This is a genomic window from Lysinibacillus sphaericus OT4b.31 (assembly GCF_000392615.1).
In the GTDB taxonomy this organism is placed as follows: Bacteria; Bacillota; Bacilli; order Bacillales_A; family Planococcaceae; genus Lysinibacillus; species Lysinibacillus sphaericus_B.
Window position 1 is genome coordinate 1,695,379 of the sequence record NZ_KB933398.1, and the last position, 16,703, is coordinate 1,712,081.

General features: G+C 37.3%; 14 protein-coding genes. 13 read left to right on the forward strand and 1 reads right to left on the reverse strand.

Going from position 1 to position 16,703, the window contains the following annotated elements:
• Positions 1-204 precede the first annotated feature (204 nt).
• Positions 205-891, reverse strand: coding sequence for a Dph6-related ATP pyrophosphatase (locus tag H131_RS07665; protein WP_010858524.1), 687 nt, complete (start codon positions 889-891; stop codon positions 205-207).
• Between the two features lie 592 nt (positions 892-1,483).
• Here H131_RS07665 and H131_RS07670 point away from each other — a divergent pair.
• From H131_RS07670 to H131_RS07730, 13 genes are all read left to right on the forward strand, one after another.
• Complete coding sequence (locus H131_RS07670; RefSeq protein WP_010858525.1) at positions 1,484-2,206, forward strand: YveK family protein; 723 nt, start codon at positions 1,484-1,486, stop codon at positions 2,204-2,206.
• Positions 2,207-2,208: 2 nt separating this feature from the next.
• Positions 2,209-2,913: a CpsD/CapB family tyrosine-protein kinase gene (locus tag H131_RS07675; RefSeq protein WP_010858526.1), complete on the forward strand. Its 705-nt coding sequence runs from the start codon at positions 2,209-2,211 to the stop codon at positions 2,911-2,913.
• A 31-nt stretch (positions 2,914-2,944) separates the two neighbouring features.
• Positions 2,945-3,709, forward strand: coding sequence for a tyrosine-protein phosphatase (locus tag H131_RS07680; protein ID WP_010858527.1), 765 nt, complete (start codon positions 2,945-2,947; stop codon positions 3,707-3,709).
• A 94-nt stretch (positions 3,710-3,803) separates the two neighbouring features.
• Complete coding sequence (locus H131_RS07685; protein ID WP_010858528.1) at positions 3,804-4,922, forward strand: glycosyltransferase family 4 protein; 1,119 nt, start codon at positions 3,804-3,806, stop codon at positions 4,920-4,922.
• A 60-nt stretch (positions 4,923-4,982) separates the two neighbouring features.
• A complete protein-coding gene (locus H131_RS07690; RefSeq protein WP_010858529.1) occupies positions 4,983-6,164 on the forward strand; it encodes a glycosyltransferase in 1,182 nt (393 codons plus the stop codon).
• On the forward strand, positions 6,161-7,507 hold the full coding sequence (locus H131_RS07695; RefSeq protein ID WP_010858530.1) for a hypothetical protein: 1,347 nt from the start codon (positions 6,161-6,163) through the stop codon (positions 7,505-7,507). Before H131_RS07690 ends, H131_RS07695 begins: the two co-directional genes overlap by 4 nt.
• Before the next feature lie 4 nt (positions 7,508-7,511).
• Complete coding sequence (locus tag H131_RS07700; protein ID WP_155242379.1) at positions 7,512-8,561, forward strand: glycosyltransferase family 2 protein; 1,050 nt, start codon at positions 7,512-7,514, stop codon at positions 8,559-8,561.
• A gap of 20 nt (positions 8,562-8,581) precedes the next feature.
• On the forward strand, positions 8,582-10,087 hold the full coding sequence (locus tag H131_RS07705) for a lipopolysaccharide biosynthesis protein (RefSeq protein WP_010858532.1): 1,506 nt from the start codon (positions 8,582-8,584) through the stop codon (positions 10,085-10,087).
• 91 nt (positions 10,088-10,178) lie between these two features.
• Positions 10,179-11,288: an acyltransferase family protein gene (locus H131_RS07710; RefSeq protein WP_010858533.1), complete on the forward strand. Its 1,110-nt coding sequence runs from the start codon at positions 10,179-10,181 to the stop codon at positions 11,286-11,288.
• Positions 11,289-11,449: 161 nt separating this feature from the next.
• Positions 11,450-12,247 carry a TIGR00282 family metallophosphoesterase gene (locus tag H131_RS07715; protein ID WP_010858534.1) on the forward strand — a complete coding sequence of 266 codons (798 nt, stop codon included), beginning with the start codon at positions 11,450-11,452 and terminating at the stop codon, positions 12,245-12,247.
• A 298-nt stretch (positions 12,248-12,545) separates the two neighbouring features.
• On the forward strand, positions 12,546-12,812 hold the full coding sequence (locus tag H131_RS07720; protein ID WP_010858535.1) for a stage V sporulation protein S: 267 nt from the start codon (positions 12,546-12,548) through the stop codon (positions 12,810-12,812).
• A 696-nt stretch (positions 12,813-13,508) separates the two neighbouring features.
• Positions 13,509-15,248, forward strand: a complete 1,740-nt coding sequence (locus tag H131_RS07725; RefSeq protein ID WP_010858536.1) for a 2-oxoacid:acceptor oxidoreductase subunit alpha — start codon at positions 13,509-13,511, stop codon at positions 15,246-15,248.
• Entirely contained in the window at positions 15,248-16,114 is an 867-nt protein-coding gene (locus H131_RS07730) for a 2-oxoacid:ferredoxin oxidoreductase subunit beta (RefSeq protein ID WP_010858537.1), read from the forward strand. The genes H131_RS07725 and H131_RS07730 overlap by 1 nt, the downstream gene beginning before the upstream one ends.
• Positions 16,115-16,703: the final 589 nt, after the last annotated feature.

Sequence of the window (16,703 nt, forward strand, 5' to 3'; positions counted from 1 at the left end):
AGTCTATTGTAAATTAGATAGTAATGTTGATCAAAATGCTTTTTTAACATAGGACCGTTTAGGTTGATATGGGCTCAAACATCATTCAATGTAAGAAAAACTTTTAGTTGTAAAGCGTAAAGCCTAAAAACTCCAAACAGTCATAACCTGAAAATTCAGAGGCGAGATCCTGTAATGCTGGGTGGAAACTGTCATGCCCGCCCGCTAATCTAGTTCCAAGGGTAAAAAAGCGTATTCTCCGGTTTTAATAATCTCGCATTTACGAACTGCAATAGGTTGTTTAAAAATGGGACCATCTATTACTGTCGTATGGAACTCTCCACCTTCTCCACAGGGGTCAATACCACGAGCTTCAAGCTCCTTCACGTATTCATGAGTTAACGTTCGTCCTAAATCGTCCTCTCGCATGCCTAATGATAAATTAACCGTTACAATGAGCGTTACAAACCCTAGGTTTATGAACTCTTCGACAGTTTCACGATGGTTCATTTCCCATAAAGGCATCCCAAGCTTTAATCCGGCATTCTTTGTAACCTTTTCATGCCAACAGCCATGAGCAGGCATATCTAAGTCTCCTGTTACTAACACTTCTGCTCCTTGGATTTTAGCTTTTTCTAAAAGGCGCATAAATATTTTTTCATAATCTGTCCAGCTTGCAGCTGCAGTATAGACAGGCAAATCTATAGATTTAGCTTGGGCACGTATGAGTTCTGGAGGCATTCCATGAGATCTGGAACGTTTCCCTTCTTCCTCCATCATAACGATTAGGCCAATCGCTTCTCCAACCTGCTGTGCTTTATATAGCGCTAAGACACTATCCTTGCCTCCGCTAAAAGAAGCAATAAATTTATGTCCGTGAGCATTATTTTTCCAATCCTTTAATTCTGCCATTCATATCTTTCCCCTTTATATTTATGACTTTTACTTGATGCATGCTATTAGCTATTTCATATATGAGATTTCATAGCTCTATTTGTTAGATTTTATCACGATTGAACCTTATAGATAGGATATTAATGCATTCCGATACAAAAAACGTGAAATTCTAAGGTTGATGAAAGAAAAGTTCATCTCAAAGAAATTGCAGCATTCGACAGATAAAATGGAGTATCTGGAAATCACTACTGCAATAGTGATTTGGACGATTGCTTAGTTTAGCAGCTAAAAATGATTTAACTTTTTCATAAAAACTAAACTTAAATCTGCCTGATAAGAATCCATAATAATCAACATTTTTTACAATGGATTCTTTTTTTGTGTCGGCAAATAGGGGTTTGCGAGGGATTTTTAATCAAACTTTATGGCCATGCTAGATCCACGTGTTCTTTTCTTTGAATAAATAAAAGTGAGCAACAATATATTGGTAAATAAAATCGTATTGAGCCAGCCACATAAAATTTTTGAATGATGCTTTTGATAATTCAACAGTTCAGTAGTGAGACCTATAATAACAAGCATATGTTTTGATAAGGGGTGAAGGACGTTGAAAGATACAATCACATTACAAGATGTATTGACAATAGTACGAAGACATGTGCTTTTTATAATAAGTTTTACACTATTCGTAGCTCTAGTGACAGCCTTTATTAGTTATTTTATTTTACAGCCTATTTATGAAGCAGAAACCCAGCTTTTAGTAAATCAAAAAAACACGGAGCAACCATATATAGGGGTACAACAGGTTGAGACAGATTTACGATTAATTAATACGTATAATATCATCATTAAAAGTCCAGCTATCTTATCTAAAGTCATTAATAATTTGAATTTGGATATGACGCCAGAAATATTAATGGAACAAATTACTGTAACTAGCGCAAATAACTCACAAGTCGTGAATATTAACGTCGAAGATAAGCAAGCGGACCTAGCTGTCGACATTGCTAATATGATAGCAGACGTATTTCAAGAGGAAATTCAAATCTTAATGACTGTTGATAATGTAAATATTTTGTCAGTAGCAAAATCGGATGAAGAGCCTGAGCCAGTAGCACCGAACCAAACCCTCTATATTGTGGCAGCCTCATTTATTGCTTTTACCTTGAGTGCTAGTTTCACAATCTTAGTAGCAAGCCTCGATACGACAATAAAGACGGAACAAGATGTTGAAGACACGATCGGATTACCGATTATTGGCCTAATTAGTCAAATTAGTGATGTCAACAGAAGTGCTAGGGTTGGAACCCATAAAATGAGGAGGGAGTAGCGATGTTTCAACAAAAAAAGGCGCAAAGAAAAAAGCGTGTAAAAATGGCCCGGAAGCTTGTAACAGTTGCAAATAGTCATTCCATTGTCTCCGAACAATTTCGGACAGTCCGTACAAATATTACTTTTTCGATGCCAGATAAAGATATAAAAACAATTTTAGTGACCTCTGCCACACCAGGTGAAGGAAAGTCAACAAATGTAGCTAATTTAGGGGTAGTGTTTGCACAAGAAGGGAAAAGGATAGTCATTGTGGATGCAGATTTACGTAAGCCAACAATGCATTATACGTTTTTATTGCAAAATGCAAAAGGTCTGTCCAATTTACTCACAAGGCAATTGAGTGTGATAGAAGTCGTCAATAGTACAGATATTCCTAATCTTTTTGTCTTGACGAGCGGACCAATCCCACCGAACCCAGCTGAGTTACTTGCTTCTAAAAAACTGGATAGCTTGATGGAAGAATTAAAGAAGGAATTTGATATCATTATTTTCGATGCACCACCGATTTTATCAGTGACTGATGCACAAATCTTATCCAATAAATGTGATGGCACACTGTTGATTGTTAATAGTGGTGCTGTGGAAAATACTAGTGTTATCAAGGCAAAGGCTAGCCTTGAATCCTCACAAGCAAATATTTTAGGTGTCGTATTAAATAACTATAAATTACCGCGGAGTCAATACTATGAAGAATATTATAGATAGCTATAGGATGGAGATAAGGAAGTGAAACGCAGTGATTGATGTGCATAGTCATATTTTATTTAATGTCGATGATGGGCCCGAAAGCTTGGAAGAGACACTCAGCATATTTGACCAAGCTGTTGCACAAGGAATTTCAGGAATGATTTCAACCTCACATGCTTTACATCCGCTCTATCATGTTCCTTTTGAGGTAGTGAATGAACAAATTAAGCGATTACAAAAGGAAATTGATAGGCGTACTTTACCATTAACACTATACCCAGGACACGAGGTACGTTTGTCAGGGGATGTTCTAGCGCTTTGTGAAAAAAAGCAACTACATACATTAGCACATTCAAACTATTTACTGTTAGAGCTTCCATCTAATTTCATACCCAAGTATACAAAAGAAATCATTTACGGCTTACTAACAGCAGACATCACCCCCATCATTGCACATCCCGAGAGAAATAGAGTTATTGCCGAAAATCCAGGTCATTTAGAGCAGCTGATACGCGAGGGAGCACTCGCACAAATAACAGCAGGAAGTTTAGCTGGTATGTTTGGAAAGACCATTCAAAAGCTTTCCATAACATTAGTGCGTTCGAACCTTGTTCATACTTATGGTTCGGATGTGCATAACTTAAAAACACGTCCCTTATTATTTGAAAAGGGACTCCGCTTTCTAGAAAAACAAAAAGAATTAGATGCAGTAGATTGTTTTCTTGAAAATAACACAAGAATACTAAACAACCAGCCTTTACTATGTTATGAGCCGGAAGATACTTTCACAAAAAAAAGATGGAAGTTTTTTTGAAAGAACAAAAAAACGTCCTGTGTATGGACGTCAAAAAAACAAATAAAGGCGAAAATGTTATAGCAGGCATTAAATATGTAAGGGGATAGTCAATGTGCGAGTGGTTTTAATGAGAAGTAATCCTGTTGCTCCAGATCCAAGGGTTGAAAAGGAAGCGGACAGCCTTGTGAAAAATAATTGGCCTGTACAAATTTTAGCGTGGGATAGAGACGATAAGTATAAGGCGAAAGAGCAATTATTGGAACGTAGACATGCCATTAAAATAACAAGATTTGGGTTGCCGGCTACGTATGGTGGAGGTTTTAAAAAAAATTTCTTTCCATTGTTGAAATTTCAAATAAAACTAATTCAATGGCTTCTTCGAAATAAAAATACCTATGACATTATCCATGCTTGTGACTTTGATACGGCACTAGTAGGGACGATTTGTGGAAAAATACTTCATAAAAAAGTAATCTATGATGTTTTCGATTCGATTACAGCACCATTTAATGGGCCTGAGAGTATTGGAAAAATTGTTGAGAAAATAGATATTGTGCTAATGAACAATGTGGACGCAGTAATCATTTGTACAGAGAAACGGAAAGAACAGATTGCTAAATCATCGCCCAAAAAAGTAGAAGTTATTTATAATACCCCACTTTATGTAAATCTAAAAGATGACTTAAAGTTAAATCCCCACAAAGTGAAAATAGTTTATGTGGGCATATTGGCTAGAGAGAGACTTATTAAGGAATTAGTGGATGTAGTTAAGAATAACTTGAACTACGAATTACATATTGGCGGGTTTGGAGAATTGGCTGATGAACTAGCGCAGATTTCAAAAGAGTGCGATAACATACTATTTTACGGTAAGTTACCCTATGAACAGACATTAGCGTTAGAAAATAGTTGCGACATCATGACAGCTATCTATGATCCGGAGCTTTCGAATCATTATTATGCAGCGCCCAATAAGTTTTATGAGGCATTAATGCTCGGTAAGCCCTTGATAATGGCAAAAAATACAGGAATGTCTGAAGTGGTAGCTGACAACGATCTTGGAGAGTTAATTGATTTTAATAGAGAGAGTTTACAAAAAGCCATAGACAGCTTGGTAATGCGTAAAACAGAGTGGCCAGTAATTGCGCATAAAATGAAAGTACTATATGAAAAACAGTATAGTTGGTGCCAAATGGAAAAGAGGTTAACGGATCTATACAGCAACTTATGACAGATTTACTTGTAAACTATATGAAAATTTACAATAATATTGGATTGCTAGGGGGACTCTATGAAGATATTATTTGTTGCACAAAATTTTCAGATGGGCGGTATTCAGAAGGCTTTAATTAACACACTCAAAGAAGTTAGTCTCTATAAGCAATATGAAATAGATGTATTTACATTTAGTGAAGGTGAATTAATGAAGGACATTCCCCCTAATGTTAATGTATGTACAGGAAATTTACTGTTACAACTAATCGCTACTCCTTTTGCCGAAGTGAAAAAGAGGCAAAATGTGTGGCATCTAACGCTACGTATGTTATGTATGATTGCCGTTCGATTAATTGGGTCTAACAATTTTTATGCAATAATCTTAAAAACACATCGCAAAGAAAGGCTTTATGATATTGCCATTTCTTATTTTAATGACGTGCCACACAATTATTTTAACCAGGGTACTAATCTATTTGTAGATAAATTTGTAAGGGCAAATAGGAAGTTCGCGTGGATACATACGGATCCTCTTAAGGCCAACTTTAACTATGATGCATGTGTCAAAACCTATAAAAATTTTGATCGATTGTTTTGTGTTTCTGTAGCATGTAAGCAAAATTTAATGCACTTTCTGCCGCAATATAAAGACAAAATTCAAGTGGTCTATAATTTTTTCCCAATCGAAGACATAAAAGAAATGGCATTGCACGAAACACCATTTGAAAAAGGCACGATGGATTTATTATCTATCGGGAGGATTGACAATGCCACGAAAAGATTCGATTTTATTCCACAGCTATGTCAGTTATTAAAGGACGCGTCAATTAGTAATTTTCGCTGGAGAATTGTAGGTGATGGGCCAGATTTACTGCACAATAAAAGATTGGCCTTTGAATTAGGTGTAGCTGATGTAGTTGAATTTGTAGGAGAATTACACAATCCATATCCTTATATAAAACAAAGTGATGTGCTCATTCTAACCTCGGCATATGAGGGTTATCCAATGGTGGTAGGGGAAGCGTTGATATTAGAAACGCCAGTTATTACCACCAATTTTGCCGCTGCGAGGGAACTAATTAGTGATGGCCAAAATGGCTTTATTACGGGGGGGAAATTGGAAAATCTTTATCCGGTCATTGCCGGTGTCATCGAAAATGCAGACAGGCTTCAAAGAATGAAAAAGTTTATCGAAGAAAAACCATATACAAATCGAAAAGCACACGAGCAACTAGTATTGGAGTTTGATGCAAAATGATATTGAAAAATAAGTATTTCAGTATTCTCATCTGTATTATTTCCAGTATATTTGTTGTGTTAAAAATGTATACAGGTAGCAATTTATTTCTTTGGATTTTTTTTCTTATAACTTCTACGGCAATGCTGTGGGATAAGCAACAGCATAGAATTGACTATCTATTATTTTTTATTTCATGGGTGTATGTCATTAAGTTTGATTTAACGAGCTATTCACTTTTTGTCGTCCTCAGTTTTTTCTATATAGTTTTAAGTATCTTGACGATTATTTTGCAAAACGAAGCTATGTCAACAAGACTCATGTTAACCTATTTGCTATTTGTATTTTATGCTGTTGGTGTAACACTTTTAAGTGGCGGTAATCTGATTGAAGTATTGGGCTTTGTGTTGAATTATAGTGTAATCTTTTTTGCTATTCAGGCCATTAACCATAAAGATTACTTCCGAAGATATACGTATATCTATGTATTAGGCTTACTTGCAGCTGCAACAGTTCGTTTAATAAGCTTTTCTATTCCAACAATTGATAATTTTATTCAATCTATGACGGTTGTGAATACGGTAAGGACGCTGAGTACAATAAGTACTAGATTTACTGGCTTAGATTTAGACCCTAATTATTTTAGTTTGCAAATATTAATAGCCATGTCTTGTTTATTAGTACTGTTTAATCACAATGGCAAAAAGGAGAAAAAGTCGATTGTTCTTATCATTATCTTAGCGGCATTTGGCGTACTGACTTATTCTAAAATGTTTATTATCACATTAATCGTATTAATTTTGCTGACGTTTATTGTGTTCATTAAAAATAATGTTAAAACGGCTATAAAGTTTTCTTCTTTCATATTGGTGATTTGTGGGACATCACTCATTTTTTTTTACGAAAGGTTATTCGAAATTTATTGGATTCGATTTTTTGGAGCAGGCATATCTACTGATGCCATTACTACTGGACGCGTGAGTAGTTGGGGGATGTTTGCAAGTGAAATTTTGCAAAACACAAAAATATTTGTTTTTGGAGCGGGCTTTGGGACAACTTTTTCGAAAGTGAAAATGGCCCATACGATGTACTTATCGACACCCTATTATTTAGGTTTATTGGGCGTAGTACTCGCTTTACTTTACATTTTTAGTTTATATAAAGTGCTAAAAAATAATGTTGGTATAAAAGATAATACGAGCTTTCAAGTACTTTCAGTCAACGCCTTACCCCTTTATATCATGTTAATTGCGAATATTGGACTTGATTCCTTTGTAATGGATTATTTTCCTTATCATATTTTATTACTCATGTTTGCATTAACCATGAGTAAAAGTCAGGAACTTTGCATGAATGGGAGATGAGGCGATGCCATTTCTAAGTGTTGTTGTGCCTATCTATAATGTGGAGCCTTATTTACGCGAATGTATTGAGAGTATATTGAACCAGGAATTCGTAGATTTCGAGTTAATCTTGGTAAATGATGGTTCAACGGATAATTGCTCCGTAATGTGTGAGGAATACGCGGAGCTGGACGCAAGGGTTATCGTCATCCATAAAAATAATGGGGGTCTTGTCAGTGCGCGAAAAGCGGGGCTAAGTGTCGCAAGTGGGCAATATATTGGTTTTGTGGATAGTGATGATTGGATTGAAGTTGATATGTACAAATCATTATGTGACGCCGCACGTAAATTTGATGTAGACATCGTCATTTGTGATATTGTTGAAAATTATCCAGAGCAAGAAGTGAAACGAACGCAAATTGTCGCGCCGGGACTGTATGGGAAGGATAGGATGAAACAAGAGGTATATCCAATTATGCTGTTTTCAGGCGAATATTATCAATTTGGATTATTTCCTTCAGTCTCCAATAAATTATTTAAAAGAGTGCTTATAGAAAAATGTCAATTTGATGTGGATGATAGAATCCGTTTGGGAGAAGATGTTGCTTGTACGTATCCATGCTTGCTCGAGGCGAACAATCTATTCATATTAGAAAATAAGTATCTCTACCATTATCGTCAAATTCCTTCTTCTATGACAGCGAGGTATGATGAGAAATTCTTTGAAAAAATAATGATTTTGTGGAAACAATTGAATGATTTAAAACGAGATGCGGAACATTTGGTTCCTAATTTTGCTGAACAATTACAATATTATTTTACGTATTTAGTAATTGCCGCCGTTAATAATGAATGTAGTCGCCACAATCAAAAGAGCTTGCGTGAGAAAAAAATCTTTATCGATAAAATGTTAGCTCATGCGGAAATGAAGAAGGCGTTACAGGCGGTGCACATGAATAAAATACCGTTCAAATCAAAGGTTTATATTTGGTTATTAAGGAAACAACAGATTCTTTTACTCTATGGTTTGATTTGGTTGAGCCGGAGTAGAAAGTTTCGATCCTACTGTTCCTGAAGGATAAGGTGTTTGCCAACATGAGAACGAAAAAAGTGATATTGAATTTAATGTCAAATATAATGCTTCAAATTGTTTCGGCAGCCATTAATTTCATTTTACCTCGATTATTTATGACGACGTATGGCTCCGCTTCAAATGGACTTATTTCCTCCATAAAGCAATTTTTAAGTTATTTAAAGATTGTAGAAGCAGGTGTAGGCAATGCGTCTATTGCAGCACTTTATCAGCCTTTGTCTTTGAGCGACAAAGACAAAATAAATGGTATACTCGCTGCTACCAATCATTTTTATAGACGTTCAGGTTATTTCTTTACTGTGTTAGTCGTAATTTTAGCTATCTTCTATCCTTTAGTGGTAGGCGATGAGGTGAATCCGCGTACAGCCTTTTACATGGTACTTATTCTAGGGATCAGTACCATGTGGGAGTATTTTTATATAGGGAAATATTTAGTGTTACTGACGGCGGATCAAAAAAGTTACGTTATTTTTCGTATCCAAACCATCTTGCTAATTGCCAGTACGATATTATCATTGACGCTTATAGTCCTTGGCTTTTCCATCGTTGTTGTTGTTGCTAGTTCAAGTGTCCTGTTATTACTAGATATTCTTTTTTTAAGAAGCTATGTCCAAAAAAAATATTCATATTTTAATATAAGGGTAAAACCTCATACACTTGCCATTAAAGCGAAATGGGATGCTTTAATTCATCAAATCGCTTCATTAGTTGTCTTTAATACACCGTTTATTTTGATAACAATTTTTCTGGGCCTTAAAGAGGTTAGTGTATTTACGGTGTACAATATGGTGTTTAATGCCGTCACTTTATTTGTTTCAGCTTTTTCGGGGGCGATGTTAGCAGCATTTGGTGACATTCTTGTAAAAGAGGATAGGGGCGATCTGCAAAAACATTTTCAATATTTTGAGTACATTTTTTATGCAGTCGTCGCTTTCTGTTATACATGTACAGCCATTTTAATTTTACCGTTTATGACGATTTATACAGTGGGTATTGAAGATGTTAATTATATACGACCGTGGTTAGCGACACTATTTGTTATTGTAGGTGTTGCCAATACGATTCGTATTCCTTCCAATACGTTAGTAAACTCAGCTGGCCATTTTAAAGAGACAAAAAACCGTGCCATTATTGAAGCGGTCATTAACCTTGTGACGTCCATTATTTTTGTACAGTTTTTGGGTGTTGAGGGGGTATTGATAGGGGCGCTCTGTTCATATGTCTATCGTACTTGTGATTTAATTTTGTATACGTCAAATGCAATATTGAAACATTCAGCGCTGGTTACAGTCAAAAAAATTTCCCGCAATACGATTTTAGCATGCATCGCAGCCTCTCCGTTTATATTTATTGAACTCCATATTACAGGTGCAGGTTCTTGGTTAGTAGCAGCTACATGTGTTTCTTTATGGACAATTACCATTGTTCTTTTAGGGAATTTTTTACTTGAACCTAAAATGATGCGTGATATTTTGCTGCATGTAAAGCGCACAATTTCCAACGACTAAAAAGTTTTTCCTATGTGTTTACGTATGACCGATAAGCTAAAAGCATAATTGACTTGCAAGATCGATTGCTTAGAAATGGCAGGTGGGAAAAATGAAACCAGTAGTTAAAGAAATATTTTTACTAAGATGCGTTGCCTGTTTGGGAATTGTGTTAATGCACGGAGTCACTTTAGCATTAGATATGTATGACATGGAGGAAAGTCCATTATTATTTGTACTGACGTCTATCCAATTGGCATTAATGTTCGGCACACCACTCTTTATTTTTATCTCCGAGTTCGTGATTGCATATTCTTATCCGAATCAATTGCCCAAAAAATTTTATGACAAACGTATTAAGTATATTTTTATCCCTTTTCTATTTATAGGTATTCTAGATGCAGCTCTTCATTCGATTGGAACAAATAGTGGTGAATTCGAAAAAAAAGTATTTCTAAATTTGTTCGAAGGTGATTTTCACGGCTATTTTATCGTTATCATTTTTCAATTTTATTTTTTACATCCCTTATTTGTAAAATATATTGTATCAAAATACCCCGCCTATAAAGTGATTCTAACAGCATTTCTTATAAATTTTGGTTACTTAGCTTTTTTTAATTTTTTGGATTTGTACGAGTATTTTTCCTATTTGCCATATGCAGAACTGGAGTGGAGCGTTTTAAATAGGATGCCCTTTCCTGCATGGATAGCTTATTTTGTAACAGCCTACTATTGCGGCAGAAATTATGAAATTTTCCTATCATGGTTACATCGTTTTCGTTATCAACTTTTCGTTGGATTCCTTTTTACACTCAGTAGTTTACTAGCTATCCAATTTTGGGGCTTTATCACTGAAATTCACTCAAAGAGAATAGATGTCATACTGTATACATTGAGTGTCGCTTTCCTGTTATTTTTTATTGCGAGTAAATTGCAGAGAATGCCAAGATTTATGATTTTTATTAGTCGCTATTCCTTTGGCATTTATTTGTTACATCCATTATTTAATATATTGGTAAAAGGCTTTTTATCCCCCTATGTAGAAAAATTAAGCATTTTTTCTGTTGTGGGCATTTCATTTTTTATTAGTACGAGTTGCTCCATTGGTGTGACATATATCTTGAACAAATGGAAATTCGGGGCTTACTTAGTAGGGCAAATACATCACGATGTAAAAACGAGTGCTACTAAAGCAAAACAACTACTCAGCCATCGCTCATGATGTCACCGTGAGATTGTCGTTTGGTAAACATCGGCACAACGATAAATATCGTCAGATTGTATATAGTGTAGACTAGGCATGGTTTGCTTTTTATTTTGCGATGGGCGAAGAAAAAATGGTAAACTAAATAGTGTTATTTATAGAAAGAGTGGTTTTGCAAAATGAAAGTGCTATTTATTGGAGATATTGTCGGCTCAATTGGTCGTGATGCAGTGGAAAAATATTTGCCACGTTTAAAGAAAAAATTTAGCCCAGACGTTGTCATTGCCAATGGTGAAAACGCAGCAGCAGGTCGTGGTATTACCCGTAATATTTATACGGACCTTTTACAAATGGGTGTGGATGTCATTACGATGGGCAATCATACTTGGGACAACAAAGATATTTTTGATTTTATTGATGATGCGGATTACTTAATTCGTCCAGCCAATTTTTCGAGTGAGGCACCTGGTAAAGGAATGGTGCAAATTTCAAAAAATGGTGTCACATTATCGGTTATTAATTTGCATGGTCGGGTGTTCTTGCCTCCGCATGAGGATCCATTTGCAATGGCGGATGAATTGATTGAAGAAGCGCGTAAAACGTCACCGCTCGTATTTGTGGATTTCCATGCAGAAGCGACAAGTGAAAAAATTGCACTTGGTTGGCATTTAGATGGCAAGGCGTCAGCGGTCGTAGGGACACATACACATGTACAGACTGCAGATGCGCGCATTTATCCGAAGGGGACAGCCTATATTACCGATGTTGGAATGACAGGACCGTATGATGAAATTTTAGGGATGACGAAGGAAAGTGTTATTTACAAATTCCAGACAAATATGCCATCCCGCTTTGAAGTGCCAAAAAAAGGGCGCGACGTGTTAAGTGGCTTTTTCGTTGAAATGGATGACAAAACAGGAAAAGCTGTGCACTGCGAAAGAATTTATATAAATGAAGACTATCCGTTCCAAGGATAATGTGAACAACTACTGTGTCATGAAAAACACAGTAGTTTTTTTTGTGTGAACAAGCAATAATCCTTAGATTAAAGCTTGGCGAAAGCAAGTGAGAACGCACTTTTATATACTATGAATTGTAGGTATCTGCATGATAAAGTTCCATGTATTTGAACGGTTTGCAATATATCGGTTTTGAAAATAGTCTATTTTCGTTTTCACGAGCATAAAATGACCTACGGACAATAACTTGAGAACCGAAAAGGGGGACATGAGTTGTTGAGCGTAAACACTATTCGCGAAACGGGGAGGAATAATTGTGGATTCATTAAAAGTATCGTCACGCTCTAATCCAAATTCAGTTGCAGGTGCATTAGTCGCGGTAATCAGAGAAAAAGGGCAAGCAGAAATGCAGGCAGTTGGGGCGGGTGCACTTAACCAAGCCGTGAAAGCAGTGGCCATTGCACGCGGATTTGTAGCGCCAAGTGGCACAGATTTAATATGCGCACCGGCGTTTGCCGATATTTTAATTGCTGGTGAGGAACGTACAGCTTTAAAATTGCTAGTAGAAAAACGTGTTCGATAATAAAGTGAACCTTTAATCGGTGGGGGATTCTTTATCCCCACCGATTATTTAGGAATTTAGGCGAAGAACGCTACATCTTGTGGCAATTTATTTGTGCGGCGACGAAGCAACAGCAATAAATACAGAGCCTAAGTAATCAACTTCCTGTTGACTTTAACCGATCAGGTACTATCGCGTCCTTGCTCTCACGTTAGGTGTGAGACGAGCCTTGGTAGTTCCCGATAAAAACCAAAAAAAATGTCTTGCACCGATGAATTGGTGCAAGGCATTTTTTGTTATAGTGCAAATCCAATATGTGCTGGGGCTGTTAACCTATTGAATCGTAATGCTCCGGTCAGTTGGAGGAGCGCTCGGTAAGCGAGAGAAGCGCTCAGGTCGGCAGTAGAACCGTTCGGGTAAGTGAGAGGAACGCACAGGTCACCTAAAATAGCACGCAAGCCCAATGTGATAGCACAAGGAAAGCTCAGTTCATATACATACCACTAGTAACAAACGAGGATTTGGTACTGGATTGCATGCCAGTAAGTTATTTTTAATACGCGATTAATCTGAAAATTGCAATTTTTTGAACGGATTTTCGGTCAAAGGTCTGAATTTCGGCTAAATCATTGAATAACAATAGTGTAGACCGTGTCTTCGTGTTAAACTTATGAAGGAAAAAATAATAGTATACATTGGATTTAAGGAGTTGTTGACATGTTACATCAGCTTTCATGGAAAGTCGGTGGGCAACAGGGTGAAGGGATTGAGAGTACAGGCGAGATTTTCTCAATGGCAATGAATCGTTTAGGTTACTTCCTATACGGTTATCGTCACTTCTCTTCTCGAATTAAAGGTGGCCATACGAATAATAAAATTACAGTTCGTCCAACAGAAGTACGTTCAATTGCGGATGATTTAGATATTTTAGTGGCGTTCGACCAAGAAACAATCGACGTCAATTATAAAGAGTTAACAGAAAATGGTGTTATTTTAGCTGATGCCAAATTTGAACCAGTAAAACCTGAAGATTCAAAGGCACCGTTATTTGCTGTACCATTCACAGAAGTGGCAGCAGCGTTAGGCACAACTTTAATGAAAAACATGGTAGCAATCGGAGCCACAGCTTCACTTCTTAACTTAGAAGATGCTGTCTTCCAAAATGTTGTGGATGATATTTTTGGTAAAAAAGGTGAAGAAGTGGTGCAGAAAAACATGGAAGCTATTGCACGCGGCCATGAAATGATGAATGAGCTTATAGGTGAGCGCGTTGGCGAGTGGGCATTAGCTCCTGCTGATGGTAAACGCCGTATGTTTATGATTGGGAATGATGCAGTAGCACTAGGTGCACTTGCAGCTGGGACACGCTTTATGGCTGCATACCCAATTACACCAGCTTCTGAAATTATGGAATACCTAATTAAAAAATTACCGAAATTTGGTGGTGCAGTTATTCAAACGGAGGATGAAATTGCAGCAGCAACAATGGCCATCGGGTCAAACTTCGGTGGTGTTCGTTCATTCACTGCATCAGCAGGTCCTGGTCTTTCGTTGATGATGGAAGCAATTGGGTTGTCAGGTATGACAGAGCAACCACTTGTTGTAATCGATACACAACGTGGTGGCCCATCAACAGGTCTACCGACAAAGCAAGAACAATCGGATTTAATGGCCATGCTTTATGGTACACACGGTGAGATTCCGAAAGTGGTCATTGCACCTTCTACAATGGAAGAAGCGTTCTTTGACACAATTCAAGCATTCAATATTGCAGAGGAATTGCAATTACCAGTTATTTTAATAACAGACTTACAGTTATCGCTTGGTAAACAAACTGTTGAACCATTTGATTACAAAAAAATTGAAATTCGTCGCGGTAAAATTGTAACGGAAGATCTTGAAGAAGCAGCGGATAAAGCCTACTTTAAACGTTTTGAAAATACAGAAGACGGTATATCACCGCGTGTTTTACCTGGTCAGTTAAATGGTATTCACCATGTAACGGGTGTAGAGCATGATGAAACGGGTAAGCCATCTGAAGCAACGGGCAATCGTCGTGCACAAATGGATAAACGTTTCCGAAAGCTTGCAGCACTGAATTTTGATACACCTGTTTACAAAAATACACCACACGAGGAAGCAGATATACTACTGGTTGGTTTTAACTCTACGCGTGGAGCTCTTGAAGAAGTACAAGAACGTTTAAACGCTCAAGGCATGAACGTAAACCATGCACATATTCGCTTAATTCATCCATTCCCTTCTGCGGATATGACACCTCTTGTGGCAAAAGCGAAAAAAGTTATCGTTGTCGAAAATAACTACACAGGTCAATTAGCGAATATCATGAAAATGAATATTGGCGGCCACGATAAGATTGAGACAATCACAAAATATGACGGTACGCCGTTCTTGCCAGGTGAATTAGAAAATAAAGTGAAGGAGCTGACTCGCTAATGGCAACATTTAAGGATTTTCGTAATACAGTAAAACCAAACTGGTGCCCAGGCTGTGGTGACTTCTCAGTACAAGCTGCAATCCAGCGCGCAGCTGCCAACGTGGGCATCGAGCCAAACGAGCTTGCTGTGATTTCTGGGATTGGCTGCTCAGGTCGTATTTCAGGTTATATTAATTCATATGGTTTCCATGGGATTCATGGTCGAGCACTACCGATTGCACAAGGCTTAAAAATGGCAAATCGTGATTTAAATGTTATCGCATCAGGTGGTGACGGAGACGGCTTCGCGATCGGGATGGGGCATACAATTCATGCTATCCGTCGTAATATTGACATCACATATGTAGTCATGGATAACCAAATTTACGGTTTAACAAAAGGGCAAACTTCACCACGCTCGGCTGCTGGATTTATCACAAAATCAACGCCAGGTGGTGCCATTGAGCCTTCATTAAAACCATTAGAGGTAGCTTTAACAAGTGGTGCAACATTTGTGGCACAAGGATTCTCTACAGATATTAAAGAATTGACAGCTCTAATCGAAGCGGGTATTAATCATAAAGGTTTCTCATTCATCAACGTGTTCTCACCTTGTGTAACATACAACAAAGTGAATACGTATGATTGGTTCAAAGAGAACTTAACAAAGCTTGCAGATATTGAAGGTTATGACAATTCAGATCGCGGCATGGCAATGCGTACAGTAATGGAAAATGAGGGGCTCGTTACAGGTATTATCTATCAAGATACAAAAACGACTTCTTATCAAGAGAAAGTTCCAGGCTACTCTGAATTACCGCTTACAGATATTGATATCAAAATGAGCGAAAATCAATTTAATGCATTAGTCAATGAATTTATGTAACTAAAAGATGATTTAAATGCCTTAATAGTAAAAAAATTGAATTGAACTGTAGGAAAACTTGTGAGAATCAAGTTGATCTGACCCAAAAAAGTTAGACAAATAATTTAAGCAGCTTCTAAGATCTGAGTCTGGTATTGTACCGGACTTAGATCTTTTAATGTGCGCCCGGCATGCGTATGAACTATAGGGTGCAAGTCCCGAACTCCGAAGACAGAAGTAGAGGTTAGCCAAGAGCAAGGGTGTCCGTGGCGACGCGGAATCTGAAGGAAGCTGGAGGCAAAACACCGGTCCGAGGAACACGAATCTCATATAAGGCTAGGTATGATTGGATGAGTTTGCATTACAAAACAAAGTCCTTTCTGTCGAAGGTCATATCGAGTAAATGAGGCGGATAGATGGTGTGAAAGTGCATACGCTTACCCGGGGAGGTCTGATGGAAACGTGAAGTACCCTTCATAACCTACTTGGTGACAAGTAGCTGAACCATCAGAAGTCAGCAGAGGTCATAGTACGATTGGGTCTAGAACTAATCGGAAGGGCTGAACAACTAAGAGAGAATAGCCCTTGGCATTCCACCTTGAATGAATAA